Origin of the sequence: Pseudomonas sp. BP11-1-1 (assembly GCF_052112105.1) — a bacterium.
Lineage (GTDB): Bacteria > Pseudomonadota > Gammaproteobacteria > Pseudomonadales > Pseudomonadaceae > Aquipseudomonas > Aquipseudomonas alvandae.
The window spans coordinates 508,960-535,860 of record NZ_JAUTYU010000002.1 but is presented as its reverse complement, the minus strand read 5'-3'; the positions used below and the strand labels follow the sequence as shown (position 1 = coordinate 535,860).

Below are 26,901 nucleotides of genomic sequence, written 5' to 3'. Positions count from 1 at the left end.
CCCCTCGCCACAACAGTGTTCACAACTATCGAACGGGTCAGCTAAAGACCCGGCCCAGCGCCGCCAACTCCGCCCGCTCCTGCTCAGCCTGCACATCCTGGCGCATGGCCTTGTGCAGCCCGAACATGAAGACCACCAGCACCACCGAGAACGGCAGCCCAGCCAGCACCACCATGGTCTGCATCGCCTCGAAGTTACCGGCGAACAACAGGCCAACGGTCACCAGTGTGATCACCACCGACCAGAAAATCCGCAACCAGTGCGGTGCATCCTCATCGACACTGCCGCCCTTGCACGAAAGGTTCGCCATCATCACCGCGCCGGAGTCGGCCGGGGTCAGGAACAACACGAAACCGACGAAGATCGACACGCCGATCACGACTTTCGAGGCCGGGTAAAACTCCAGCAACTGATAGATCGACATGGACGGCTGCGTCAGCGCCGTCTTGCCCAGTTCCACCGCCCCTTGATTCATCACCAGGTCCAGGGCCGAGTTACCGAAGATCGACAGCCACGCCAATGTAAAGCCCAGGGGAATCAGCAACACGCCCGCCACCAGTTCGCGCACGGTACGCCCACGGGAAATCCGCGCGATGAACATGCCGACGAAAGGCGCCCAGGAAATCCACCAGGCCCAGTAGAACAGGGTCCACAGACCCAGCCAGCGGTCGGACTTGGCGCTGTCGTCGACATACACATACAGGTCGAACGTCTTGAGAATCACGCCGTTGAGGTAGTCACCGACGTTCTGCACGAAACCGTTGAGCAGGTGCAGGGTCGGACCGAACAACAACACGAAGATCAGCAAGCCGCTGAACAACACGATGTTCAGGTTGGACAGCCGGCGAATGCCGTTTTCCACGCCCGAGACAGCGGCGATGGTCGCCACGGTGCTCATCACAATGATCACGATCAGCAGGTTGGTGTTGCTGTGCTCGATGCCGAACAGGTTTTCCAGCCCGGACGCGACTTGCAGCGAACCGATCCCCAGGTTGGTCACCAGCCCCAGCAACGTGACGAACATGCCGAAACCGTCTACGGCATGACCCGCCGCGCCCTTGACCCAGCGCTCGCCCACCAATGGATACAAGGCCGAGCGCAGCGCCAGCGGTTGGTTGTGCCGGTAGGCGAAATACGCCACGGCCAGGCCCACCAGGGCATAGATCGCCCAGCCATGCAGGCCCCAGTGCAAGAACGTCAACTGCACGGCCTGGCGCGCGGCCATCTGGCTGCCGGCCACGCCTTCGGGCGGGTTGAAGAAATGATCCAGCGGCTCGGACGCACCAAAGTACAACAAGGAAATGCCAATGCCCGACGAAAACAGCATCCCGGCCCAGGCGCCGTAGCTGAAGTCCGGCGTGTCGTGCTTGCTGCCCAGCTTGAGTTTGCCGTAGGAGGAAAGCGCCAGGCCCACCACGAACACCAGGTAGGCGGCGATCACCACCATGTAGTACCAGCCGAAGCTGCGGGACAGCCACGCCTGGGCAATGCCGAGCAACCGGCCGGCCTCCTGTGGCGCAATGATCAATATGGCGGTGAGCAGCAGGATCAGCGCGGTGGAGGTGTAGAACACCCAACCGTTGACCGTCACCTTTTGCGGTGGGGTCTTTATTAGCAAGGCAGAACTCATTGCACGGATGCTCCAGGCAGTGCGAGAGAAGGACAAGGCAACGCGATACCCGACCAATCGGTGAGTGGGCAGCCGACCGGCGGGTGTTATAAAGACACCCTTGGAGCCCTCGCCCCCGTCATGCGCGGGTCTTGGGTCCTTGATGTCTCGCTTCCGCGCCATTTACGCGTAGGAAATTTCGGTAAATCGCGACGAATTGTCGCAGAGCTTATTCTTTGTTGATTGAACGTTCAATCAAAACAAAATAGACTGGCCCTCATGAAGGCGGACCGAACTCGTCCGCCCGATGGCCCAAGGAGATTTGCAGATGCCCAAGGTCGGTATGCAACCCATCCGCCGCCAGCAATTGATCGAAGCCACCTTGCAGGCGGTCGATCAGGTCGGAATGGGGGACGCCAGCATTGCGCTGATCGCCCGTTTGGCCGGTGTTTCGAACGGCATCATCAGTCACTACTTTCAGGACAAGAATGGCCTGATCGCGGCGACGGCCCAGTACCTGATGAGTGTCCTGAGCGAGAACGTCACCGCGCGTCGCCAAGCGCTGACGGATTCGAGCCCGCGAGCTCACCTGAAGGTGATCATCGAAGGCAACTTCGACGCCAGCCAGGTCAACGGTCCGGCGATGAAAACCTGGTTGGCCTTCTGGGCCACCAGCATGCATCACCCGTCATTGCACAGGTTGCAGCGGATCAACGATCACCGTCTGTATTCCAACCTGTGTTGCCAGTTCCGCCGCGTGTTGCCTGTTGACCAGGCGCGCAGCGCGGCACGGGGCCTGGCCGCGCTGATTGACGGTTTGTGGCTGCGCGGGGCACTGTCGGGAGACGCATTCGATACCGCCCAGGCACACCAGATCGCTTACGAATACATGGATTTCCAACTGGCCAAGTCAGGAATGCCAGAGCACACAGAATCGCTCGCCACCTGAACCGCCACCGCAGCGCGTAGTCAGCTATGAACGACACGCTCGGTGCTCAGCCAACCACTTATGCACTTGCGAGGACTTTATGGCCCGTTTCGAACTGCAAAAACTCTACATCGATGGCGCGTACAGCGATGCCAGCGGCGACGCCACCTTCGAAGCCATCAACCCGGCCAACGGTGAAGTGCTCGCCTTGGTGCAGCGCGCAACGTTCGAGGACGTCGAGCGTGCCGTGGCCAGCGCCGAAAAAGGCCAGAAAGTCTGGGCCGCCATGACCGCCATGCAACGCTCGCGCATCCTGCGCCGCGCCGTGGACATCCTGCGCGAGCGCAACGATGAGCTGGCCGCCCTGGAAACCCTGGACACCGGCAAATCATTCTCCGAAACCAAATACGTCGACATCGTCACCGGCGCCGACGTGCTGGAATACTATGCCGGCCTCGTGCCCGCCATCGAAGGCGAGCAGGTTCCGCTACGCACCACTTCCTTCATCTACACCCGTCGCGAGCCCCTGGGCGTGGTCGCCGGTATCGGCGCGTGGAACTACCCGATCCAGATCGCCCTGTGGAAATCCGCCCCGGCCCTGGCCGCCGGTAACGCGATGATCTTCAAGCCAAGCGAAGTCACCTCGCTGACCACCTTGAAACTGGCCGAGATCTACACCGAGGCCGGCGTTCCAGCGGGCGTGTTCAACGTGCTGACCGGCAGCGGTCGCGAAGTCGGCACCTGGCTGACCGAGCACCCGCGCATCGAGAAAATCTCCTTCACCGGCGGCACCGACACCGGCAAGAAAGTCATGGCCAGCGCCTCGAGCTCGTCGCTCAAGGACGTGACCATGGAACTGGGCGGCAAGTCGCCGCTGATCATCTTCGACGACGCTGACCTGGACCGCGCCGCCGACACCGCGATGATGGCCAACTTCTACAGCTCCGGCCAGGTCTGCACCAACGGCACCCGCGTGTTCGTGCCGAGCCATCTCAAAGCGGCGTTCGAAGCCAAGATTGTCGAGCGCGTGGCGCGCATCCGCGTCGGTAACCCTGAAGACGAAAACACTAACTTCGGCCCGCTGGTGAGCTTCGCCCACATGGAAAGCGTGCTGGGCTACATCGAGAAAGGCAAAGCCGAAGGCGCGCGCTTGCTGTGCGGCGGCGGTCGCCTGACCGAAGGCGAATTCGCCAAGGGCGCGTTCGTCGCGCCGACCGTGTTCACCGATTGCACCGATGACATGACCATCGTTCGCGAAGAAATCTTCGGCCCGGTGATGAGCATCCTCACCTATGACACCGAAGAAGAAGTGATCCGCCGCGCCAACGACACCGACTTCGGCCTGGCCGCCGGCGTCGTGACCCGCGACCTCAACCGCGCCCACCGCGTGATCCATCAGCTCGAAGCCGGCATCTGCTGGATCAACGCCTGGGGCGAATCGGCGGCGGAAATGCCGGTCGGTGGCTACAAGCAATCGGGCGTGGGCCGGGAGAACGGGATCAGCTCGCTGAACAACTTCACCCGCATCAAGTCGGTGCAGGTCGAGATGGGCGATTACGCCTCAGTGTTCTGAGGAGCTTCGAGCGGCAAGCTTGGAGCTGCAAGTAAAAAGCAGTTCGAGGCTGCCGCCCTCCTATAAACACCGCTCGCTGCTCTTTCTTGCAGCTTGAAGCTTGGGGCTTGCAGCTCCCACGGAGAACCTATGACTACAGAATACGACTACATCATTGTGGGTGCCGGTTCAGCAGGCAACACATTAGCCACCCGCCTGACCGAAGACGAAGGCGTCACCGTCCTGCTGCTCGAAGCCGGCGGCCCGGACTATCGCCTCGACTTCCGTACGCAAATGCCCGCCGCCCTGGCATTTCCTCTCCAGGGCCGTCGCTACAACTGGGCCTATGAAACCGACCCGGAGCCGCACATGAACGGCCGTCGCATGGAGTGCGGACGCGGCAAGGGCCTGGGCGGTTCTTCGCTGATCAACGGCATGTGCTACATCCGCGGCAACGCCCTGGACTATGACAACTGGGCCAAGCTGCCGGGCCTGGAAGACTGGACCTACCTCGATTGCCTGCCGTATTTCCGCAAGGCCGAAACCCGTGACATCGGCCCGAACGACTACCACGGCGGCGACGGCCCGGTCAGCGTGACCACGCCCAAGGCCGGTAACAACCCGTTGTTCCACGCCATGGTCGAAGCCGGCGTGCAGGCCGGTTACCCGCGTACCGACGACCTCAACGGTTATCAGCAGGAAGGTTTCGGCCCGATGGACCGTACCGTCACGCCCAACGGCCGTCGCGCCAGTACCGCCCGTGGTTACCTGGACATCGCCAAGAAGCGTTCGACACTGACCATCGTTACCCATGCCCTGACCGACAAGATCCTGTTCGAAGGCAAGCGTGCGGTCGGCGTGCGCTACCTGGTGGGCGCCGCTGAAGAGCGCGTCGAAGCTCGGGCACGCAAGGAAGTGCTGCTGTGCTCCGGCGCCATTGCCTCGCCGCAGATCCTCCAGCGCTCCGGCGTTGGCCCGGCCAAGCTGCTGAAGAATCTCGACATCCCGGTGGTCCACGACCTGCCGGGCGTCGGCGAAAACCTGCAGGATCACCTGGAGTTGTACCTGCAATACGCTTGCACCCAACCGGTCTCGCTGTACCCGTCGCTGCTCTGGTACAACCAGCCGGCCATCGGTGCCGAGTGGCTGTTCAACGGCACCGGCATCGGCGCCAGCAACCAGTTCGAGGCCGGCGGCTTCATCCGTACTCGCCCGGATTTCGAATGGCCGAACATCCAGTACCACTTCCTGCCGGTGGCGATTAACTACAACGGCAGCAACGGCGTGAAGGAACATGGCTTCCAGGCGCACATGGGCTCCATGCGCTCGCCGAGCCGTGGGCGGATCCAGGCCAAGTCCAAAGACCCGCGCCAGCACCCGAGCATCTTGTTCAACTACATGGCCACTGAGCAGGACTGGCAGGAGTTTCGCGACGGCATCCGCCTGACCCGCGAGATCATGCAACAACCGGCGCTCGACGCCTTCCGTGGCCGCGAGATCAGCCCGGGCATCGAGGTGCAGACGGACGAACAACTGGACCAGTTCATCCGCGAGCATGCCGAAACCGCGTTCCACCCGTCTTGCTCGTGCAAGATGGGCACCGACGACATGGCCGTGGTAGACGGCGAAGGCCGCGTGCATGGCATGGTAGGGTTGCGCGTGGTCGACGCCTCGATCATGCCGATCATCACCACCGGCAACCTCAATGCGCCGACGATCATGATGGCCGAGAAAATCGCCGACAAGATCCGTGGTCGCAAGCCGCTGCCGCGCTCGACCGCACCGTACTATGTGGCCGGCGATGCGCCGGTGCGCGGCAAGCCGGTGCGTGAAGTGGCGACGGCTGCACAGTAAGACTCAAGACCGCGGCGCGGCCTTCGTCGGATCGCCGCCCGGAGCAAGCTCGCTCCCACAGGGGTTCGGTGGTGGACACGGATTTCGTGACCGCTGAAGATCCCATTGTGGGAGCGAGCTTGCTCGCGATGGGGCCGGCCCATTCAATATCTTCGTTGACTGCCACTCCGCCATCGTGAGCAAGCTCGCTCCCACAGGGATTCTGAGGTGGGCAAAGATTTCGTGACCACCAAATATCCAATGTGGGAGCGAGCCTGCTCCGGGCGGCGATCCGACGAAGGCGTCCAACCTGACACCGCAAAATTCCCATCTGCCTTGATCCCTCCCCCGCCCCAGGCCTACTCTAGAGCCACCGCGTCAATGCGCCGCACCTCGCTGCATCGCCACTCCAGACAAGGAGGTTTCATGTTCGACTTCCATCCCCAGCTCAAGCAGCGGTTTGCTGCCTTGCGCACGGGTGCTGAATTCTTTTCCCTGCGTTATGTCCGTGAGTCCGGCCAGCACCTGTCGGTGCGCAAGAACGTCGCCGAACCACCGAGCTTGGACCGCGACGAAGGGGCGATGCTCACCGTGCGGGTCAACGGTGTCGAGACCTACGCGGCCACCAACGATCTGTCCCAGGCCGGCCTGCAAGCGGCATTGGAGCGCGCCGAGCAACACGCTCGCCGGCTCAAGCCCCATGCCTTGCTCGATCTGCGCGAGCAAGCGGTGTCCAGCGACCGCGCCGATTATTTCTCGCCGCATTTCGACCAGGTCTTCCCGCCCTTGAGCGATTGCTACCAATTGCTCGGCGATGAATCGGCCGCAGTGCCCGCAGACGAGCGTCTGGTGAACTGGCAGGCCAGCATCGGCCTGACCCAGGTCGAGCAGATCTACCTCAACAGTGCCGGCGCTGAGTTGCGCCAGGCCCAACGCTTCATCTACCCGGCCCTGGACGTCACCGCCTTCGACGGCCACGACAGCCAGACCCGCACCCTGGGCCGGGAAAATTTCGGCCAGCAAGGCGGCTTCGATGTGATCAGCCGTTGCGGCCTGATCGGCGCCGGCCCGAGAATCGCCGACCAGGCCCTGCAGTTGCTCATGGCGCCGAATACCCCAGCAGGCCCGCGTGACCTGCTGCTGATGCCCGACCAGATGATGCTGCAGATCCACGAGTCCATCGGCCATCCGCTGGAACTGGACCGCATCCTCGGGGATGAGCGCAATTACGCCGGTACCAGCTTCGTCAAGACCAGCGATTTCGGCCACTTGCAATATGGCTCCAGCCTGTTGAACGTGACCTTCGACCCGGATATTCCCGAGGAACTGGCGAGCTACAGCCATGACGACGACGGCAGCGCCGCGAGCAAGCAGTTCCTGATTCGTGAAGGGCTGCTGTTGCGTCCATTGGGCGGCGCGCTGTCGCAGTTCCGCGCTGGCCTCGACGGTGTCGCCAACAGCCGCGCCTGCGGTTGGAACCGCCCCCCCATCGATCGCATGGCGAACCTGAACATCGAACCCGGCGACCAATCCCTGGAGCAACTGATCCAGGGCATCGAGCACGGCGTGTTGATGCGCACTAACCGGTCCTGGTCCATCGACGACGCCCGCAACAAGTTCCAGTTCGGTTGCGAATGGGGCCAGTTGATCGAAAACGGTGAGCTCAAGGATGTGGTGAAGAACCCCAACTACCGGGGCATCTCCGCGCAATTCTGGAAGAGCCTGAGAGCGGTGGGCGATGCGAGCACGTCCCAGGTTCTGGGCACGCCGAACTGCGGCAAGGGCGAACCGAACCAGGTCATCCGCGTCGGCCATGCGTCGCCGGCCTGTGTGTTCAGCAATGTCGATGTGTTTGGGGGAGACGCCTGATGAGCACTGTCAATAATCAAGCGGGGGCGTTCAAGGCGTTGGTCGATTGGCTACGCGATGCGCTGCGCGAACCTGAACAATTCACCCTCGGCTACGCCGCCGAGTCTTCGGCCTTCGTACGCTTCAACCACGGCAAGGTCCGCCAGGCCGGCCAGGTGCAGCAGGCGAATGTCAGTTTCAAATTGATCAACGACGGCCATCATGCCGATTTGCAGATCACCTTGTCCGGTGACACCGAGACCGACCTGCAACGCTTGGCCGAAGGGCTACGGCAACTGCGCGAAACCTTGCCGCTGTTGCCTGCCGATCCCTACCTGCTGCTCAACCAGAATCACTGGCGCAGCGACAACGTGCAGGCCCATCCACTGCCCGAAACGGAGCAGGCCGTCGCTGAAATCACCCGCGCCGCCGAAGGCCTGGATCTGGTCGGGTTCTATGCTGCGGGGCCCATCAGCCGCGGTTTCGCCAGTTCTTCAGGCGCATTCGGCTGGCACCAGGCCAACAGTTTCAACTTCGACTTCAGCCTGTTCCATGAGAACGGCCAGGCAGTGAAAGCCAGCTACGCCGGGCATGAATGGAGCCGCGAGGGATTCGCCCGGCGCTTCGAACAGGCTCGCGAGCAACTGGAGTTTCTCGGCCGCCCGCTGCGCACGCTGCCGCCCGGCGAATACCGCGCTTATCTGGCGCCGGCCGCCCTGGAAGAGATCATGGGCATGCTCAGTTGGGGCGGTTTTTCCGCCCGGGCGATTGCCAGCAAGCAGAGCCCGCTGCAGAAGTTCTACGCTGGCGAGGCCCACTTCAGTCCCAACGTGTGGTTGACCGAGCAGGTCAGCGGCTCCTTGAGCCCGGCGTTTTCCGACGAAGGTTATCCCCGCGACGACCTGACGCTGATTGCCAAGGGCACGGCCAACGCGCGACTGGTCAACTCCCGCAGCGCCGCCGAATATGGTCTCACTGCCAATGGCGCCAGCAGCTATGAATACCCTACGGCGCTGGACATGCAGGGCGGGCAACTGGAGCAGAAATACATCCTCGAAGAACTCGGCACCGGGCTGTACATCAGCAACCTCTGGTACCTGAACTACTCGGACCAACCGGCGGCGCGCCTGACCGGCATGACCCGCTTCGCCACGTTCTGGGTCGAGAACGGCCAGATCCAGGCACCGGTCAGCACCATGCGTTTCGACGACAGCGTCTACAGCCTGCTGGGGTCGCAGCTCGAAGCGCTGACCCGGGAGCGGGAACTTCTGCTTTCGGCCAGCACCTACAGCCAACGGGCCACGGCCTCGATGTTGTTGCCGGGGGCGTTGGTGAAGCGCTTGACCTTGACCCTGTAGTTAGCAAACACAGAACCTGTGGCGAGGGGATTTATCCCCGCTGGGTTGCGAAGCGACCCCAAGAAGCTTGAATAGGCTCCGCCTGTTTTACTGGGCTGGTAGATCGGGGGCTGCTTCGCAGCCCAGCGGGGATAAATCCCCTCGCCACAAAGCGCTTTCGCTGCAGGTCAATGTCCACTGTCCACACAAGAGGTCCCATGCCCAACCGCGCTCCCCTCGATGCCGTCACCGCCCGCTGGCTCCCGTGGGTGGTGGCGATTGCCTTTTTCATGCAGTCCCTCGACGGGACCATCCTCAACACTGCCCTGCCCGCCATGGCCAGTGACCTGGCGGAAAACCCGCTGCGCATGCAGGGTGTGATCATTGCCTACATGCTCACCGTGGCGCTGTTGATCCCGGCGTCAGGCTGGATCGCCGACCGCTTCGGCACCAAGAAGATTTTCTTCGGCGCGATCCTGTTGTTCAGCTTCGGCTCCTTGCTCTGCGCCTTGTCCAGTTCGTTGAGCATGCTGGTCGGCGCCCGTGTCGTCCAAGGCCTGGGCGGTGCGTTGATGCTGCCGGTGGGCAGGCTGGTGGTATTGCGGGCCTATCCACGCTCGGAGCTGGTGCGAATCATGGGTTTCATCACCATTCCCGGCCTGCTCGGCCCGCTGATCGGCCCGACCATGGGCGGCTGGATGGTGGAATACATGACCTGGCACTGGATTTTCATCATCAACCTGCCGGTGGGCGTGATCGGCTGTTATGCCGTGTGGAAATTCATCCCGGACCTGCGCGGCAGCGAGCGCACGCGCTTCGATGGCCTGGGCTTTTTGCTGTTTGGCGCGGCGATGGTACTGATCACCATTGCCATGGAAGGCCTGGGTGAATTGCACCTGCCGCACCTGCGGGTGATGTTGCTGCTGTTCGGCGGCATGGCCTGCCTGGCGGCCTACTGGTTGCGGGCCGGGCACGTCGAGAACGCGCTGTTCCCACCGTCGCTGTTCAAGACCCGAACCTTCGCCGTGGGCATCCTCGGCAACCTGTTCGCGCGCCTGGGCAGCGGCGCCCTGCCGTTCCTGGTGCCGTTGTTGTTGCAAGTCGCCTTGGGTTATTCACCCTCCCAGGCCGGGATGAGCATGCTGCCCCTGGCGGCCGCGGCGATGGTCGCCAAATCGGTCGCCCGGCCATTGATCGAGCGCTTCGGCTATCGCATTGTCCTTACCGCCAATACCCTCGCCCTGGGCGTGATGCTGGCGAGCATGGGCCTGGTCAGCGAACAGACGCCGTACTGGCTGTTGCTGGCGCATCTGGCAGTGCTGGGGGCGATCAACTCGCTACAATTCACCGCGATGAACACCGTGACCCTGATCGACCTGGACGATGCCAGCGCCAGCAGTGGCAACAGCCTGTTGTCGGTGGTGGCGCAACTGTCCCTGAGCCTCGGCGTGGCTTGCGCCGGAGCCTTGCTTGGCGGCTTTACCGCCCAGGTGGGTAACGATGGGGTGGAGACCGTACTGGGGGCGTTCCAGCTGACGTTCGTCACGGTGGGGATCATGGCGATGCTGGCGGCGACGATCTTTTCCCAGTTGTCACGCGAAGACGGGCGACGGGTGAAACGCCCGGATGAGCATATCGAACACTGACCAGTGGAATTGGGGAGCTTTTGTGGCGAGGGGATTTATCCCCGCTGGGTTGCGCAGCAGCCCCAAAAAGGCTGAATGCGCTCTCCCTGATCCACCAAGGTGACCATCCTAGGGGCTGCTTCGCAGCCCAGCGGGGATAAATCCCCTCGCCACAATAAATCCCCGCCACATGTTCTGCGGTTCGGCCCTCACAGCTCGTCCAGAACTTTCGAAGAAAGTGGCACGAGGCTGCTACACTGCGCGACATTTTGTTTTGCAGGCCAGTCCCGTGACCACCATTGCCACCGCTTTTAATACTTTGCCGCTGTCCGCCGCCATGCTGGCTAACCTCGAATCACTCGGTTATGCCCAGATGACGCCGATCCAGGCGCAAAGCTTGCCGGTGATCCTCAAGGGCATGGACTTGATCGCCCAGGCCAAGACCGGCAGCGGTAAGACTGCCGCCTTCGGCATCGGCCTGCTGAACCCGATCAACCCGCGCTATTTCGGCTGCCAGGCCCTGGTGATGTGCCCAACCCGCGAGCTGGCCGACCAGGTTGCCAAGGAAATCCGCCGCCTGGCCCGCGCCGAAGACAACATCAAGGTCCTGACCCTGTGCGGCGGCGTGTCGTTCGGCCCGCAGATCGCCTCCCTCGAACACGGCGCCCACATCATCGTCGGCACGCCGGGGCGCATCCAGCAGCATCTGCGCAAGGGCTCGCTGGTGCTCGACGGCCTCAATACGCTGATTCTCGACGAAGCCGATCGCATGCTCGACATGGGCTTCTACGACGCCATTGAAGACATCATCCAGCAGACCCCGGAACGCCGCCAGACACTGCTGTTCTCCGCCACCTACCCGGTGGGCATCAAGCAGCTAGCCTCCAAGTTCATGCGTGACCCACAGCAAGTGAAGGCCGAGGCGTTCCACTCCGACGCGCAGATCGAGCAGCGTTTCTACGAGATTTCGCCCGAGGAGCGCATGGACGCGGTGGTCAAGGTCCTGGCGCATTTCCGTCCGGCTTCTTGCGTGGCGTTCTGCTTCACCAAGCAGCAGGTCCAGGAAACCGTCGATCACCTGACGTCCAAGGGCATCTCCGCCGTCGGCCTGCACGGCGACCTTGAACAACGCGACCGCGACCAGGTGCTGGCGATGTTCGCCAACCGCAGCACTTCGGTGCTGGTGGCCACCGACGTGGCGGCCCGCGGCCTGGACATCGATGCCCTGGACATGGTGATCAACGTCGAACTGGCCCGGGATTCGGAAATCCACATCCACCGCGTCGGCCGCACCGGCCGCGCCGGTGAGAAAGGCATCGCCATCAGCCTGGTGGCGCCGTCCGAAGCCCACCGCGCCCAGGCTATCGAGCAACTGCAGAAGTCGCCGCTGAGCTGGGACCAACTGGACAACCTCAAGCCCCAGGGCGGCGGTCCGCTGCTACCAGCGATGAGCACCCTGTGCATCGGCGCCGGGCGCAAGGACAAGGTCCGCCCCGGTGACATCCTTGGTGCCCTGACCGGCGAGGCCGGCATTCCCGGCGCCCAGGTCGGCAAGATCGCGATCTTCGATTTCCAGGCCTACGTGGCCGTGGAACGCGGGATCGCCAAGCAGGCGCTGCAACGCCTGAACGATGGCAAGATCAAGGGTCGGTCGTTGCGGGTGCGGATCCTGTAAAGCGATCGCCAACCCAACAGATATCAAACTGTGGGAGCGAGCTTGCTCGCGATGGCGTCAGTTCTGTCACCTCGATGTTGACTGAACCACCGCTATCGCGAGCAAGCTCGCTCCCACATTCAGTATTGTGGAAAGCTGAGAGGACACCGTTTTGCGCTCTACCGAAGTCGTGATCATTGGCGCTGGCGCCGCGGGGTTGATGTGCGCGCTGACCGCTGCCGCGCGCGGACGCCAAGTGATGCTGCTGGACCACGCCAACAAGGCCGGCAAGAAAATCCTCATGTCGGGCGGTGGACGCTGCAATTTCACCAATATGTACACCGAGCCGGGCAATTTCCTCTCGCAGAACCCACACTTCTGCAAATCGGCGCTGGCCCGCTACACCCAATGGGATTTCATCGCGCTGGTGGCCAAGCACGGCGTGCCCTATCACGAGAAAAAACTCGGCCAATTGTTTTGCGATAACAAGTCCAGCGACATCCTCGGCCTGCTGCTGGACGAATGCGACCAGGCCGGCGTCAACCTGCACCTGGACACCTCGATCGAGCAGATCGAAAAGACCGACGGCGGCTACCTGCTGCAAACCACCCTCGGCGCCCTCACCTGCCAGTCCCTGGTCATCGCTACCGGCGGGCTGTCGATTCCGACCCTCGGGGCAACCGGCTTCGGTTATCAGGTGGCGAAGCAATTTGGCCATGAGTTGCTGCCAACTCGCGCCGGGCTGGTGCCGTTCACCATCACCGACCAGCTCAAGACCCTGTGCACTGAACTGTCGGGCACCTCGGTCGATTGCCTGGTGAGCTGCAATGGCCAGAGTTTTCGCGAGAACATCCTGTTCACCCACCGCGGCCTGAGCGGCCCGGCGATATTACAGATTTCCTCGTTCTGGGAACCAGGGGACACGGTGCAGATCAACCTTTTGCCCGACCACGACGTGCCGCAATGGCTGCAGCAGCAACAGGCCGAACGTCCCAACAGCGAATTGAAAACACTGCTGGGCGAGCTGTTCACCAAGAAAATGGCCAACCTGCTGGCCGACACCTGGTTCGCCTCCAAACCCATGAAGCAATACACCCACGCGGAGCTGGCGGACATCGCCGAGAAACTGGCGAGCTGGAACGTCGTCCCTGCCGGCACTGAAGGCTACCGCACCGCCGAAGTCACGCTGGGTGGCGTCGACACCCGGGAAGTCTCGTCCAAGACCATGGAATCGTTGAAAAGCCCCGGGCTGTACTTCATCGGCGAAGTGCTGGATGTCACCGGGCACCTGGGCGGGTTCAACTTTCAGTGGGCCTGGGCTTCGGGGTATGCGGCGGCGCAGTACGTCTGATCCCACCCCATGTTGAGCCTGCTTTTGTGGCGAGGGGATTTATCCCCTCGCCACAGAGGTGTAAGTGTCCTTCATCCTCCGGAACACTTTTTGCTGTCAGATGTGATCGCCGCCATTGCATCGGCGTCATTACTGCCTCAATTTAGCGTCATTGCCCGTCAGGCCCTTGCACTTCATGTCATCGACCTCGTTTAGCCAATCCCTGCGGCGCCTTTGGGCGCTGGACAAGTTCAGTTATAGCGTGCGGGTGTTCATCGCCCTGACCGGCAGCATGGGGCTGTGCTGGTATCTGGATGAAATGGGGCTGCTGATTCCCCTGTTCCTGGGCATCATCGCCAGCGCCCTGGCCGAGACCGATGACAGTTGGCAAGGCCGCCTCAACGCCTTGGTCGTGACGCTGGTGTGCTTCACCGTTGCCGCGTTGTCGGTGGAGTTGCTGTTTCCCTATCCCGTCCTGTTCATAGTCGCCCTGGCCCTGGCTGCCTTTGGCCTGACCATGCTTGGCGCCTTGGGCGAGCGCTACGGCGCGATCGCCTCGGCCACCTTGATTCTCTCGGTCTACACCGTCATCGGCGTGGACCAGCGCGGCGGCGCGGTGACTGACTTCTGGCACGAACCTTCACTGCTGGTCGCCGGTGCCGCATGGTATGGCCTGCTCTCGGTCCTCTGGCACGCGCTGTTTTCCAACCAGCCCGTGCAGCAAAGCCTGGCGCGACTGTTTCGCGAATTGGGGCGTTACCTGAAGCTCAAGTCGTCGTTGCTCGAACCGATCCGCCACCTGGACGTCGAGGCGCGACGCCTGGAACTGGCCCAGCAGAACGGTCGGGTCGTCGCCGCGCTCAACAGCGCCAAGGAAATCATCCTGCACCGCGTCGGCAACGGCCGACCCGGCTCGAAAGTCAGCCGCTACCTGAAGCTGTATTTTCTCGCCCAGGACATCCACGAACGCGCGAGCTCTTCCCATTACCCCTATAACGCGCTGGCCGAAGCCTTCTTTCACAGCGATGTGCTGTTCCGCTGCCAGCGCCTGCTGCGCCAGCAGGGCAAGGCCTGCCAGGCTCTGGCGGAGTCGATCCAGCTGCGCCAGCCGTTCGTCTATGACGACAGCTTTGCCGAAGCGTTGAACGACCTGCACGCGTCCCTCGAACATTTGCGCATCCAGAGCAACCCGGCCTGGCGCGGTTTGCTGCGTTCGCTGCGCGCATTGTCGGTGAACCTTGGCACGATGGACCGTCTGCTCAGCGATGCGAGCAATCCCGACGCGTTGGCCGACGCCACCGACAGCAGCCTCCTGGACCGCTCACCACGCAACCTCAAGGACGTCTGGGTACGCCTGCGTACCCAGCTCACGCCCACCTCGCTGCTGTTTCGTCACGCGCTGCGATTGCCGTTGGCCTTGACCGTGGGCTACGCCATGGTGCACCTGATCCACCCGTCCCAAGGCTACTGGATCGTCCTTACCACACTGTTCGTTTGCCAACCCAACTACGGCGCCACCCGGCGCAAGCTCGGCCAGCGGATCATCGGCACCGCGATCGGCCTGACGGTGGCCTGGGCATTGTTCGATCTGTTCCCGAACCCACTGGTGCAGTCGTGCTTCGCCATCGTCGCCGGAGTCATATTCTTTACCAACCGCACCACCCGCTACACCCTGGCGACCGCGGCAATCACCATCATGGTGCTGTTCTGCTTCAACCAGGTCGGCGACGGCTACGGCCTGCTGCTGCCACGGCTATTCGATACCTTGGTAGGCAGCCTGATCGCCGGGCTGGCAGTGTTCCTGTTCCTGCCCGACTGGCAGGGCCGACGGCTGAACAAAGTGCTCGCCAACACGCTCACCTGCAACAGCATCTACCTGCGCCAGATCATGCAGCAATACGCGGCCGGAAAAAGTGACGACCTGGCCTATCGCCTGGCCCGACGCAACGCCCATAACGCCGATGCGGCGCTGTCCACCACACTGGCGAACATGCTGATGGAGCCTGGGCATTTCCGTAAGGAGGCCGACGTCGGATTCCGCTTCCTGGTGTTGTCCCACACGTTGCTCAGCTACCTGTCAGGCCTGGGCGCCCACCGGGGCACGGAATTGCCAACTGAAGTGCGCGAATACCTGATCGACGGCGCGGGCGTAAAACTGGCGTCCAGCATCGATGAAATCGCCCAAGGCCTGGCGAGCAAACAGTCGATTGCCATCCAGAGTGACGAAGAGGAAGCACTGGCCAGCGAGCTTGAGCAGATGCCCGACGAAATCGACGAAGGGCAGCGGCTGGTGCAGACTCAATTGGCCTTGATCTGCCGCCAGTTGGGGCCGTTGCGCACGTTGGCGGCGCATTTGATGAAGGCCTGACGGCCGGCTGCAAGCTGCAAGCTGCAAGCTGCAAGCTGCAAGTCAAGGCTATAAGTTCGTGACGCCGGGCGTGAAGCTTGAAGCTTGAAGCTTGAAGCTGCTCTTGCTCTACATCCCATGCGCCTTCAATAGCCGCTCATAACTCCCATCCGCCCTCATCGCCGCAATTTCACGATCGAATCCAGCCACGATCTGCTCGTGTTCGGGGTTCTTCAGGCTGACCAATATGTGCAGGCTGTTTTCGCTCAAGGGCTTGGGCAGGAACTCCACGGCGTTGCGCACCTTTGGGGATTCCCGAGCCAGGTAGTAACGGGCGACGTACTCATCTTCCAAGGTCAGTTTCACCCGGTCGGCAGCCAGCATGCGCACGGCCATCGCAAAGTTGTGCACAGGGATCTTCTGCATCTGCGCGTCCTCGTCGAACGCCTTGGCATAGGCGTAGCCACGCACCACGGCGACGGGGTAGGCATATAGCTGCTGAAGATTATCGAACTCGATGTCCGCATCCTTGCGCTTGATGAAGCGCACCCGGTTAAGCAAATACTCGGCCGAGAACTGACCCACATGGGTGCGTTCTTCGGCGTACCAGGCGTTGACCAGCACGTCGTAGCGCCCTTCACTGATGCCCAGCATCGCCCGTGCCCAGGGCACCTGCTCGAAGTCACTGGCATAGCCCGCCCGCGCCAGGGCCGTCGTGACGATATCGGTCGCCAGGCCGCCGTTGACCAAGGTCGAATCGGTGAAAGGGGGCCAGGCATCGGCCACCAGGCGCAACTTCTGCGCGCAGACGCTGTGGCTCAGCAACAGCAGTCCGACCAAAGCAAGAACTCGATGCAATCGCGGCATGCCAAACATCCTTGACGGGTTCAAGCCCGGTTTGTTTTTAGCCGAAATCCAAGGGACATCCGCAGACGTCCGGTCCTAACGTTAGCTCATCGAAACCGCTGCGCAGGGCTGAATCGAAGATTACACAAAGAAGACAAGACCGCGACACATCCATGATGGCATTTTGGTCTTTATCACAGATTTTCCGACCAATCGAAAAGAGACTTCCGACGTGAGGACGCCTAATATCGGCATCAGGCATTCAAGGAAATTCAAAAAATGGATATCGACTGGGTCTGCAAACATCACAGCGACGTGAGCAAGGAGCAGCTGTACGCCATTCTAAAATTGCGCGCCGACGTGTTCGTGGTCGAGCAGAGCTGCGCCTACCCGGACGTGGATGGACTCGATCTGGAAGGAGACACGTGCCACCTGATGGCTTGGCGGGACAATCACCTGATCGCCTACCTTCGTTTGCTCGATCCCCACTCGCGCAACAGCGACGTGGTGATTGGCCGGGTGGTCATCGCGCCAGAAGCACGCGGCCAGGGGCTGGGGCATGCGCTGATGGAGCGTGCGCTCGAACAGGCGCAGAAGCACTGGCCCGGCACATCGATTTCGTTGTCGGCCCAGGCGCATCTGCAGGGGTATTACGGGCGGTATGGGTTTGAAGCGGTGGGTGTCGAGTATCTGGAGGATGGGATTCCGCATATCGGCATGCATCGTCCTTAAGGTCCTCTTCGCGAGCAAGCCCGCTCCCACAAGGGTTCTGAGGTAGACAAAGTTTTTGTGCCTACAAAAGATCCCACTGTGGGAGCGGGCTTGCTCGCGAAGACGCCAACCCAGACACAACCAGCATTCAGGGATAGCCGAGCACCGCCCTGATCCGCTCCAGGTTCTGCTCGATCCACCCCCGATCAATCGCCCCCCAATCGCGAATCCGATATCGCCCGGCATGGTTGCGCGCGCCTTCTTCTTGTTCGAACTCACACAGGATATCCAGGTCCGCCAGCGCCGCCACGGTGTCCTGGGCCGTACGCCGGGGCATGCCGGTGACTTCGGTGAGGGCCGGGACGTTACTGGCCAGGCCGCTGTCGATCAGGTAAGCCACATACAAGCGACGATAGAAGCTGCTCTTGGTCTTGCTGACGTCCATCCGATCATTCCTTGTCTTGTTGCAGGTCCCGCCAGGTCAGGTACACCCGCAGGTCGAATTCCAACTGGTGATAACCCGGCAGCATGTGCTCGCAAAGTTGGTAGAACGCCTTGTTGTGGTCCGATTCCTTGAAGTGGGCCAGCTCGTGAACCACGATCATCTTCAGGAAGTCGGGCGCCGCCTCCTTGAACAACGATGCGATGCGGATTTCCTTCTTGGCCTTGAGCTTGCCACCTTGCACCCGCGACACGGCTGTATGCAGGCCCAGTGCACGATGCGTCAGGTCCAGGCGATTGTCGAACAGCACCTTGTCGATGGCCGGCGCGTTACGCAGGTATTGCTGCTTGAGTTCCAGCGCGTAGGCGTACAACGCCTTATCGCTCTGGATCGGATGCCGGTCGGGATAGCGCTGGCGCAGGTAATCGCCCAGCCGATCCTCGGCGATCAATTGTTGCACCTGGGCTTGCAAGGCGGCGGGGTACGCCTGGAGGTATTTGAGCGCAGTCATCGGGCGGCCACACCATTACAAAAGGCCGCCAGTGTAGCGAATTCAGGCGATGACCGCGCTCCAGTCGAAGGGCTTGGCGAAGGCGTTGGTGTCTTCCGCCATCAAGGGGCGCGCCACGAGGAAACCTTGCACGAACTCGCAGCCGTGGGCCTGCAACCACTGATATTGTTCGCGGGTCTCCACCCCTTCGGCGATCACTCGCAAGCCCAGTTGCCGACACAGGTCGATCACCGAGGCGGCCAATGCGGCATCTCGGGGCGAGCCTGGCAAACGGGCGATCAAATGCCGGTCGAGCTTGAGGGTATCGAGCTCCAGATCCCGCAGGTGAGCCAACGAGCAAGGCCCGGAACCGAAGTCATCCAGCGCCACGCGCACCCCCAGATGGCGCAGCAATCGCAGTTGCTTATGGGTCTCGTCCGGGTTGCGCATCAGCGCATCCTCGGTCACCTCGACCTCAAGTTGCCGAGGCTTCAAGGCGTGGCGCTCCAGCACCTGGCGCAACTCGGTCACCAGGTTGGGCATGCCGAACTGAGTGCTGCTCAAGCTCACGCCCAACACCAGATCCTCGGCGAACAAGCGCTCCCAGACTTTGCGCTGGGCCGCGCTGCGGTGGTAGATCCAACTGCCCAGTCGGCTGATCAGCCGCGCCTCTTCCAACAGCGGCAGGAACAAGCCCGGCGGAACATCGCCGACGCTTGGGTGCTGCCAACGCAACAGCGCCTCGAACCCGCGAATGCGTCCATCATGAATACTGACCTGCGGCTGGTAGACCATATTGAAGTCGCGGTTTTCGATGGCCGAGCGCACGCTTTCCTCGAGCATCAGCCGTGAACGGGCCCGACCGTTCATTTCGTGGTCATAAAAACGATATTGCTGGCGGCCGGCGCGCTTGGCCTCGTACATCGCGATGTCGGAAGCGCGCAGCAGGCCATCGAGGTTGGAGCCGCAATCCGGGTAAGTCGCGATCCCGATGCTGGCCCCCAGCGTCACGTCCATGCCTTCGATCTGCTGGCAGATCGAAACCCGTTCAATAAGTTTCTCGGCGATCTTGGCAGCCTGCTCGGGTACTTCAAGGTCCAGCAGGGCCGTGAACTCATCACCGCCGAGCCGCGCAAGAATATCGAAGGGTCGCAGGCACGCCTTCAATTGTTCGGAGACCCAGCGCAGCACCCGATCGCCGGCATCGTGGCCCAGCGAATCGTTGACGCGCTTGAAGCCATCGAGATCCAGGTACAGCAGCACCCAGTTGCTTTCCAGCCGTTCGCTGCGCATCAGCAGGTTTTCCGCCGTCTGATAGAACCCCCTGCGGTTGAGCAAGCCGGTCAGCGGGTCAGTCACAGCCTGGAATTCCAATTGCTGGTGCAGATGGCGAACCACCGACATGTCCTGGAGCGTCACCACCATGGCCTTCTGTTCCGAGGGCAGAGGCGCACAAGACAGGGCCACCGACACCTGCTGGCCGGGTGCGGTACGCAACACCGCATCGTGCAGGCGCCAGGTTTCGCCGCGCTGGTAGGCGATATGGATCTCCGAGTCCGTCCATTCGGGAATATGGGGCTTCTGCAGGAAATCGAGTAAAGGCATCCCCTGCAACTGGTCCGCGGTGGCATTGAGCAGACGGCACGTCGAAGGGTTGGCGAAACGGATGCAGCCGTCCTCATCCACCACCAGGATCCCTTCGGCGGCGTTGTCCAGCACCGAGGCATTGAAGGCCCGTGCCGCTTCGAGATCCTGGCTCAAGCGCTGCAAGGCGCGGCGGTTACGCTGGTGCTCGAGCAACGCCTGGACCTTGGGCTTGAGGATCTGCGGATCGAAGGGTTTGAACAGGTAATCCACCGCGCCACTGGCGTAGCCCTTGATGACGGCGTCCTGGGACTGCTCGTTGGCGGTGAGGAAAATGATTGGCGTGAGCCGCGTGCGCTGGCTGCCGCGCATCAGGCGCGCCACTTCGAAACCGTCCATGTCCGGCATCTGCACATCCAGCAGCACCAGGTCGATGTCATGTTCGAGCAGCAGATTCAGCGCCTCGATCCCCGAGGACGCGGTCATCACCTGCCAATCCTGACGCTGCAGCAACGCTCGCATGCTGAGCAGGTTTTCGGGGTAGTCATCAACGATCAAAAGGACAGAGCTGTCTTCGCCAAACGGGGGTTGCGCGCATTCCATGCTGCTTCTCTTATCGGGGCGCCATGTCCGCCCTATCGAGCAAGGCGGACAACATACAGTGATCTCACTCTAGACCGGGATTTTGAAAAGCAGTAGGTGTCATCGCGCCATCATCCAGACAAAGCCCGAAATAGCCGACTAACGGTCACCCCAGTCAGGCACAAAAGCTGCAACGACACCACTGACAGTCAATTGACGTCAAACAACCGCCGAACGGTCAACAAGAAAAGCCCCTATCCAGCGTTTCGAGACGCTTCAAAAGGGCGGTTTAAAGCCTCCCGACACGGCGCACCCTTTTTTACATCCCGATACGTAGGACCTGAACATGATCGATCTCACCACCTGGAACTTGAGCATCCCCGAAGGCAGCCCGGCGATGACCATCGAAACCCCTCGCCTGGCGCAAGGGTTCAAGGATCAATATTTCAACGCCGAGACCGGCACCGTGTTCTTCTGGGCCCCGGTAACCGGCACCAAGACGGCCAACGCGATTTACCCGCGCAGCGAACTGCGCGAAACCTATCCCGACGGCACCCTGCGCAATTGGCTTTACCCGGCGGCGGACAACACCCTGCGCGCCACTATCACCGTCAATCAGGTACCCAGCACCGGCAAGATCGTGATTGGCCAGATTCACACCAAGGACAGCACCAGCCCGATGGTGAAGCTGGAATACCAATACAAGACCTACAGCTCCACGGGGAACATCGTCGCCAAGGTACGCATGCGACCTGATGACGAGACGGGCCAGGTGATCACCATTGCCACCGGCGTGACCCTGAACCGCAGCTTTTCGTACATGATTCACCTGAGCCCCAAGGGTGCACTTGGCATCAGCGCGGCGGGTTACAACTGGCGTACCACCGTAGATCCGAGCTGGAAGGTAAAGCCGCTGTATTTCAAGGCCGGCGTTTATGTCCAGGACAACACGGGCTATGTCACCGAAGGCGGAAAAGTGACGTTCAGCCTGTTGGAAATCAAACACGCCACCCTTTGACTGCCCACCCTTCCGCCGTAAGAGCAGCACGGATCGCTGCTATCAGCCCTCCCCTTTAGAAGGCATCCGGTTCCGGGTGCTTTTTTTAGCCCTGATTCAGGCCTAGGTGCCAAATCGCCACCCCATAAGGTTCCCCAGAAAATTCGGATAATCGACCAATGGTCATTTTTTTCAGGCACAAAACTGGAAAACGCCACTCTGACGGTCTGCTGACGCCAACCCTCCGCCGGACGACTGTGTCAAATCTTCGTCCTTCCCCCTTCTTGGCGTCGGAAAAAGCGCGTCTTAGAGCCTCCGGCTGTGGCGTAAATCATTTCTTCTCCTCAGAAAGGATCCGAACATGGTCGATATGGCAACCTGGAACCTGAGCATTCCCGAAGGCAGCCCGCCGAAAACCATCGAAACCCCTCGCTTGATAGACGGGTTCCAGGACAAGTATTTCAATTCCGAAGGCAGCACCGTGTATTTCTGGTCACCGGTTACCGGCACCAAGACTGAAAACGCGATCTACCCGCGCAGCGAATTGCGCGAAACCTACCGAGACGGAAGGTTGCGCAACTGGGTCTATCCAGACGCCGACAACTTCCTGCGGGCAACCCTGGTCGTCAATCAAGTGCCCAGCAGCGGCAAGATCGTGATTGGCCAGATCCATGCGAAGGACAGCAGCAAGCCGATGGTCAAGCTGGAATACCAATACAGCGACTCCAGTTCCACCGGCAACATTGTTGCCAAGGTCCGCATGCGCCCCGATGACAGCGAAGGCAGGGTTATCACCGTTGCCACGGGAGTGAAGCTCAACCGGTCGTTCTCTTACCGAATCCACCTTGATCGGACCGGCGACCTGGGCATTACTGCTGCCGGCAACAGTTGGTACACCACGGTCGGCGCGGCCTGGCGCGACAAGCCGTTGTACTTCAAGGCCGGAGTGTATGTGCAGGACAACACGGGCTATACCAGCGAAGGTGGGAAGGTGACGTTCAGCGTGTTGGATATCGATCACAACACCTGATTTGCTCCTTCTGAAAATCTCGTAGGAATTTACGCCCCGTGGCGAGGGAGCTTGCTCCCGCTGGGCGGCGAAGCGGCCCCCCTTTCCTCCAGACCTACCGCATTTGCCGGTTTTACGGCGGCTGCGCCCCCGAGCGGGAGCAAGCTCCCTCGCCACGGGGGGCGATGCGTCCTACAGGGGAGATTTTGGCGTTGGGAATCTGCTCTATAGTTCGGGGGGCTGCTGGCTTTGGTCGGTGGACAGGGGTTTCGCAGCCCCGGTGGGTTAGAATCACGACCGTCAGAAATCGATGTAGGCCTATCCTGCCTACCTCGGCGTCTCATGGCGGCTGTGTGTGGGAGATCTTCGGGTCTGCCGGGTTTCTCTAACTCCTCGGTCTGCGAACCCGCACATGGCTGCCACCCAATTTGTTTCGCAGCGAACGGTGGCAAATACTATTTGAGTTAGAGGTTTGTCATGAAAGCCGAACAATTTCCCACCCGCTTCACTCCGCTCACCCCGATCGCCACCACCCAGCCCGTCCTGTTCGTCGATAAAACCGTCCCACTGGCCGAGCTCCACGCCTGCGCCAGCGAACGCCTGCATGCGACCCTCGATTACCTGACGCTCATGGCCTGCACCACCCTGCGCGATTCGGCCGCCAGCGATTTCAACACTCTCACCAACGTCGCCCGGATTCTGGTCCAGGATGTTACCGACGTGTTCGGCGTCATTGAACAACGCGGCCTCGAAGACCAATAAAGCCCTCCCGGTGGGAGATGATCCCCTGTGGGAGCGAGCTTGCTCGCGATAGCGCTGGGTCAGTGATAGGGATGTCGGCTGACACAGCGCTATCAGGATCTGTGTGTATGTCCGTTTTTTTGTAACGGCCACTTATGGTTTCGCCCTTACGGGCGGAACCATAAGTGGCCATCATCCAAAAAACGGATATACACAAATCCCACCCATAAAAAAACCCGCATCTCTGCGGGTTTTCTCACAACACTGAAGCCTTAGTTGACCTTAGCGTTCAACTCACCCTTCAAATACCGCTGATACATGGCTTCCAACGAGATCGGCTTGATCTTCGAAGCATTACCCGCCGTACCAAACGCCTCATAACGTGCAATACACACATCCCGCATCGCCGTTACGGTCGCGCCAAAGAACTTGCGCGGGTCAAACTCGCTAGGGTTGGTCGCCATCAAACGACGCATGGCACCGGTGGACGCCAGACGCAGGTCAGTGTCGATGTTGACCTTGCGCACGCCGTACTTGATGCCTTCGACGATTTCCTCAACCGGCACGCCGTAGGTTTCCTTGATGTCGCCACCGTACTGGTTGATGATCGCCAGCCACTCCTGCGGTACCGAGGAAGAACCGTGCATCACCAGGTGGGTGTTGGGGATGCGCTTGTGGATTTCCTTGATGCGGTCGATGGCCAGCACGTCGCCAGTGGGCGGTTTGGTGAATTTGTAGGCGCCGTGGCTGGTGCCGATGGCGATGGCCAGGGCGTCGACTTGGGTTTTCTTGACGAAGTCGGCGGCTTCTTCCGGGTCGGTCAGCATCTGGCTGTGATCCAGCACGCCTTCGGCGCCGATGCCATCTTCTTCGCCGGCCATGCCGGTTTCCAGCGAGCCCAGGCAACCCAGTTCGCCTTCCACCGAGACGCCGCAGGCGTGGGCCATGGCGACGGTCTGCTGGGTGACGCGCACGTTGTACTCGTAGTCAGTCGGGGTCTTGCCGTCTTCGCCGAGGGAGCCGTCCATCATTACCGAGCTGAAGCCCAGTTGGATCGAGCGCTGGCAGACGTCAGGGCTGGTGCCGTGGTCCTGGTGCATGCACACCGGGATGTGCGGGAATTCTTCGATCGCCGCCAGGATCAGGTGGCGCAGGAACGGCGCGCCGGCGTATTTGCGGGCACCAGCCGAAGCCTGGACGATCACCGGGGAGTCAGTCTTGTCAGCGGCTTCCATGATGGCGCGCATCTGCTCAAGGTTGTTGACGTTAAAGGCTGGGACGCCGTAGCCGAACTCGGCTGCGTGGTCCAGCATCTGACGCATGCTGATAAGTGCCATTGTGTGTATCTCTCCCGGTCGAGGGTCGTTAATCGTGCCAGCCTGCCGGAGCGGCGGCGGCTATTCAAGTCATTGCGGATCGGGGGTTGGCCCGAGCCGCGTGTTCGGTATCGCTAAACCCAAATATTGACGCGATCCCTGTGGGAGCGAGCTTGCTCGCGATGAGGGTGGCACATTCAACATCTCTGTTGCCTGATAGACCGCTATCGCGAGCAAGCTCGCTCCCACATGGGATCTGCTTCCCTATTCAGATCTGTGTGAATCAGATGAATCGTGTCACTCAGCCTTGCAACCACGCCCGATCAGATCATTGGTGGCGACCCAGTACACCAGGCCTTCCTCACCCTGGACGTGCAGCGCCAGCATGTCATCGCTGTACAGCGAACCTTCAACACCCGGTTCGAGCTTGAGACGATAAACCTTCTCGGCGCCGCCGAGGCGGACATCGACTGCCTTGCGTGCCGCATCGGTATAACGCCAGAGCACCTTGGCTTCGCTGTCACATGTCCAACTTGTCCAGCCCTCTGCAACGGGTTCGGACGACTGCAGAAAACCCAGTTGCGAGCAACCGGCCAACAATGCCAACGCCATGACGGCGACAAAGCCTTTCATCCGTGTTCCTCGACGGGCGGCACAGGCCGCCCGCCATGAGTTAAAGAGTCTGACCCGTCAAGGGCAACCATGTTCCTTGACCGGCGCTTGCGTCTCGTATTTATCCAGGCCGTCCGGCCCGGAACGCTTGTTCAGCACCGGGTTGGTCTCGGCCTGCCAGTCAGCCTGGTAGCAACCATCCTCGGGCGTTGGCGCCGCATTGTCCGGCGCCGTCGCTTTAGGGCTGCTGGAACAGGCCGCCAGCAACGTCGCAGCCATCAGCACCATGAACGTCTTGACCATTGGAACACTCCTTTGCCTGGTCAACGCTGCCTCAGGCCTTGGCCCGGCTTTCCAGGACTTCCACGGCTGGCAACACTTTGCCCTCGACGAATTCAAGGAACGCGCCACCGCCGGTAGAAATGTAGGAGATCTGCTCAGCCACGCCATATTTATCGATGGCCGCCAGGGTATCGCCACCGCCGGCGATGGAAAACGCGGCGCTTTCAGCGATGGCTTGGGCCAGTACTTTTGTGCCGTTACCGAACTGGTCGAACTCGAACACGCCAACTGGACCGTTCCACAGGATGGTCTGGGAGGATTTCAGCAGTTCAGCGAAATTGGCCGCAGTTTGCGGGCCAATGTCGAGGATCATGTCGTCTTCGGCCACGTCGTCGATCAGCTTCACGGTGGCGGTGGCGCTTTCGGCAAATTCCTTGGCGACCACCACGTCCACCGGCAGCGGCACGCTGACCTTGGCGGCGATTTCACGGGCGGTGTCCAGCAGGTCCGGCTCGTACAGCGACTTGCCAACCGGATGGCCGGCCGCAGCGAGGAAGGTGTTGGCGATGCCGCCACCGACGATCAACTGGTTGCAGACTTGGCTCAGGCTGTTGAGTACATCGAGCTTGGTCGACACCTTGGAACCGGCAACGATAGCGGCCATCGGCTGGGCCGGAGAACCCAGAGCCTTGCCCAGCGCATCGAGTTCGGCGGCCAGCAGCGGGCCAGCAGCGGCGACCTTGGCAAACTTCGCCACGCCATGGGTCGAGCCCTCGGCGCGGTGGGCGGTGCCGAAGGCGTCCATCACGAACACGTCGCACAGGGCGGCGTATTGCTGGGCCAGTTCGTCGGCGTTCTTTTTCTCGCCTTTGTTGAAACGCACGTTTTCGAACAGCACGACGTCGCCAGCCTTGACGTCGACACCGCCCAGGTAATCGGCCACCAGGGGAACGTCACGGCCCAGGGCCTTGCTCAGGTAATCGGCCACAGGCTTGAGGCTGTTTTCCGCCGAAAACTCGCCTTCGGTCGGACGGCCCAGGTGCGAGCAGACCATCACGGCCGCGCCTTTTTCCAGGGCCAGCTTGATGGTCGGCAGCGAGGCCAGGATGCGCGCGTCGCTGGTGACAACACCGTCCTTGACGGGGACGTTGAGGTCTTCGCGGATCAGTACGCGCTTACCTTGCAGATCGAGGTCGGACATCTTCAACACGGTCATGGGTCGCAAT

Annotated in this window: 22 protein-coding genes; 13 read left to right on the top strand and 9 right to left on the bottom strand. The window is 61.3% G+C overall.

The genetic code is table 11. From position 1 onward, the window contains the following. Positions 1 to 37: 37 nt before the first annotated feature. A complete protein-coding gene (locus tag Q7C33_RS06070; RefSeq protein ID WP_187293291.1) occupies positions 38 to 1,573 on the bottom strand; it encodes a BCCT family transporter in 1,536 nt (511 codons plus the stop codon). A 364-nt stretch (positions 1,574 to 1,937) separates the two neighbouring features. On the opposite strand from Q7C33_RS06070, the gene betI reads away from it, so the two are divergent. The 9 genes from betI to yccS all read left to right on the top strand — a co-directional run bounded on the left by betI (position 1,938) and on the right by yccS (position 16,084). After that, complete coding sequence (gene betI / locus Q7C33_RS06065; protein WP_030137836.1) at positions 1,938 to 2,558, top strand: transcriptional regulator BetI; 621 nt, start codon at positions 1,938 to 1,940, stop codon at positions 2,556 to 2,558. Positions 2,559 to 2,637: 79 nt separating this feature from the next. Beyond that, on the top strand, positions 2,638 to 4,110 hold the full coding sequence (gene betB / locus Q7C33_RS06060; RefSeq protein ID WP_407683003.1) for a betaine-aldehyde dehydrogenase: 1,473 nt from the start codon (positions 2,638 to 2,640) through the stop codon (positions 4,108 to 4,110). 129 nt (positions 4,111 to 4,239) lie between these two features. After that, positions 4,240 to 5,943, top strand: a complete 1,704-nt coding sequence (gene betA, locus Q7C33_RS06055; RefSeq protein ID WP_407683002.1) for a choline dehydrogenase — start codon at positions 4,240 to 4,242, stop codon at positions 5,941 to 5,943. Between the two features lie 405 nt (positions 5,944 to 6,348). Beyond that, a complete protein-coding gene (locus Q7C33_RS06050) occupies positions 6,349 to 7,791 on the top strand; it encodes a TldD/PmbA family protein (protein ID WP_407683001.1) in 1,443 nt (480 codons plus the stop codon). Beyond that, positions 7,791 to 9,128: a TldD/PmbA family protein gene (locus tag Q7C33_RS06045; RefSeq protein WP_407683000.1), complete on the top strand. Its 1,338-nt coding sequence runs from the start codon at positions 7,791 to 7,793 to the stop codon at positions 9,126 to 9,128. Before Q7C33_RS06050 ends, Q7C33_RS06045 begins: the two co-directional genes overlap by 1 nt. 197 nt (positions 9,129 to 9,325) lie before the next feature. Then, positions 9,326 to 10,753 carry a multidrug transporter subunit MdtD gene (gene mdtD, locus Q7C33_RS06040; RefSeq protein ID WP_258648444.1) on the top strand — a complete coding sequence of 476 codons (1,428 nt, stop codon included), beginning with the start codon at positions 9,326 to 9,328 and terminating at the stop codon, positions 10,751 to 10,753. 316 nt (positions 10,754 to 11,069) lie between these two features. Next, on the top strand, positions 11,070 to 12,407 hold the full coding sequence (gene dbpA / locus Q7C33_RS06035) for an ATP-dependent RNA helicase DbpA (RefSeq protein WP_258651024.1): 1,338 nt from the start codon (positions 11,070 to 11,072) through the stop codon (positions 12,405 to 12,407). 151 nt (positions 12,408 to 12,558) lie between these two features. Further along, positions 12,559 to 13,737: an NAD(P)/FAD-dependent oxidoreductase gene (locus Q7C33_RS06030; protein ID WP_407682999.1), complete on the top strand. Its 1,179-nt coding sequence runs from the start codon at positions 12,559 to 12,561 to the stop codon at positions 13,735 to 13,737. 175 nt (positions 13,738 to 13,912) lie between these two features. Beyond that, positions 13,913 to 16,084 carry a YccS family putative transporter gene (yccS, locus tag Q7C33_RS06025; protein WP_407682998.1) on the top strand — a complete coding sequence of 724 codons (2,172 nt, stop codon included), beginning with the start codon at positions 13,913 to 13,915 and terminating at the stop codon, positions 16,082 to 16,084. Positions 16,085 to 16,192: 108 nt separating this feature from the next. Here yccS and Q7C33_RS06020 read toward each other — a convergent pair whose 3' ends face one another. Next, on the bottom strand, positions 16,193 to 16,930 hold the full coding sequence (locus Q7C33_RS06020) for a substrate-binding periplasmic protein (RefSeq protein WP_198796851.1): 738 nt from the start codon (positions 16,928 to 16,930) through the stop codon (positions 16,193 to 16,195). Between the two features lie 258 nt (positions 16,931 to 17,188). On the opposite strand from Q7C33_RS06020, the gene Q7C33_RS06015 reads away from it, so the two are divergent. After that, positions 17,189 to 17,641: a GNAT family N-acetyltransferase gene (locus tag Q7C33_RS06015; protein ID WP_030137846.1), complete on the top strand. Its 453-nt coding sequence runs from the start codon at positions 17,189 to 17,191 to the stop codon at positions 17,639 to 17,641. A 127-nt stretch (positions 17,642 to 17,768) separates the two neighbouring features. Here Q7C33_RS06015 and Q7C33_RS06010 read toward each other — a convergent pair whose 3' ends face one another. The 3 genes from Q7C33_RS06010 to Q7C33_RS06000 are packed head-to-tail and all read right to left on the bottom strand — an operon-like array spanning position 17,769 to position 20,739. Beyond that, positions 17,769 to 18,065 (bottom strand): winged helix-turn-helix domain-containing protein, encoded by a 297-nt coding sequence (locus Q7C33_RS06010; RefSeq protein WP_030137847.1) that lies wholly within the window; start codon positions 18,063 to 18,065, stop codon positions 17,769 to 17,771. Between the two features lie 4 nt (positions 18,066 to 18,069). Continuing rightward, positions 18,070 to 18,573: a M48 metallopeptidase family protein gene (locus tag Q7C33_RS06005; protein WP_030137848.1), complete on the bottom strand. Its 504-nt coding sequence runs from the start codon at positions 18,571 to 18,573 to the stop codon at positions 18,070 to 18,072. Between the two features lie 42 nt (positions 18,574 to 18,615). Then, entirely contained in the window at positions 18,616 to 20,739 is a 2,124-nt protein-coding gene (locus Q7C33_RS06000; protein ID WP_030137849.1) for a putative bifunctional diguanylate cyclase/phosphodiesterase, read from the bottom strand. A gap of 325 nt (positions 20,740 to 21,064) precedes the next feature. Here Q7C33_RS06000 and Q7C33_RS05995 point away from each other — a divergent pair, with 325 nt between their 5' ends. The 3 genes from Q7C33_RS05995 to Q7C33_RS05985 all read left to right on the top strand — a co-directional run bounded on the left by Q7C33_RS05995 (position 21,065) and on the right by Q7C33_RS05985 (position 23,486). Further along, on the top strand, positions 21,065 to 21,736 hold the full coding sequence (locus tag Q7C33_RS05995; RefSeq protein ID WP_258648447.1) for a polysaccharide lyase family 7 protein: 672 nt from the start codon (positions 21,065 to 21,067) through the stop codon (positions 21,734 to 21,736). A 340-nt stretch (positions 21,737 to 22,076) separates the two neighbouring features. Beyond that, positions 22,077 to 22,745, top strand: coding sequence for a polysaccharide lyase family 7 protein (locus Q7C33_RS05990; protein WP_198796853.1), 669 nt, complete (start codon positions 22,077 to 22,079; stop codon positions 22,743 to 22,745). A 456-nt stretch (positions 22,746 to 23,201) separates the two neighbouring features. Continuing rightward, positions 23,202 to 23,486 (top strand): fructose-bisphosphate aldolase, encoded by a 285-nt coding sequence (locus tag Q7C33_RS05985; protein ID WP_407682997.1) that lies wholly within the window; start codon positions 23,202 to 23,204, stop codon positions 23,484 to 23,486. 251 nt (positions 23,487 to 23,737) lie between these two features. Here the strand turns inward: Q7C33_RS05985 and fba are convergent, their stop codons facing one another. The 4 genes from fba to Q7C33_RS05965 form a co-directional block, all read right to left on the bottom strand. Further along, a complete protein-coding gene (gene fba / locus Q7C33_RS05980) occupies positions 23,738 to 24,802 on the bottom strand; it encodes a class II fructose-bisphosphate aldolase (RefSeq protein ID WP_003177554.1) in 1,065 nt (354 codons plus the stop codon). A 276-nt stretch (positions 24,803 to 25,078) separates the two neighbouring features. Next, complete coding sequence (locus tag Q7C33_RS05975; protein WP_030137854.1) at positions 25,079 to 25,414, bottom strand: MliC family protein; 336 nt, start codon at positions 25,412 to 25,414, stop codon at positions 25,079 to 25,081. Between the two features lie 57 nt (positions 25,415 to 25,471). Next, positions 25,472 to 25,696, bottom strand: coding sequence for a hypothetical protein (locus tag Q7C33_RS05970; RefSeq protein ID WP_030137855.1), 225 nt, complete (start codon positions 25,694 to 25,696; stop codon positions 25,472 to 25,474). 31 nt (positions 25,697 to 25,727) lie between these two features. After that, positions 25,728 to 26,891: a phosphoglycerate kinase gene (locus Q7C33_RS05965; RefSeq protein ID WP_198796856.1), complete on the bottom strand. Its 1,164-nt coding sequence runs from the start codon at positions 26,889 to 26,891 to the stop codon at positions 25,728 to 25,730. Positions 26,892 to 26,901: the final 10 nt, after the last annotated feature.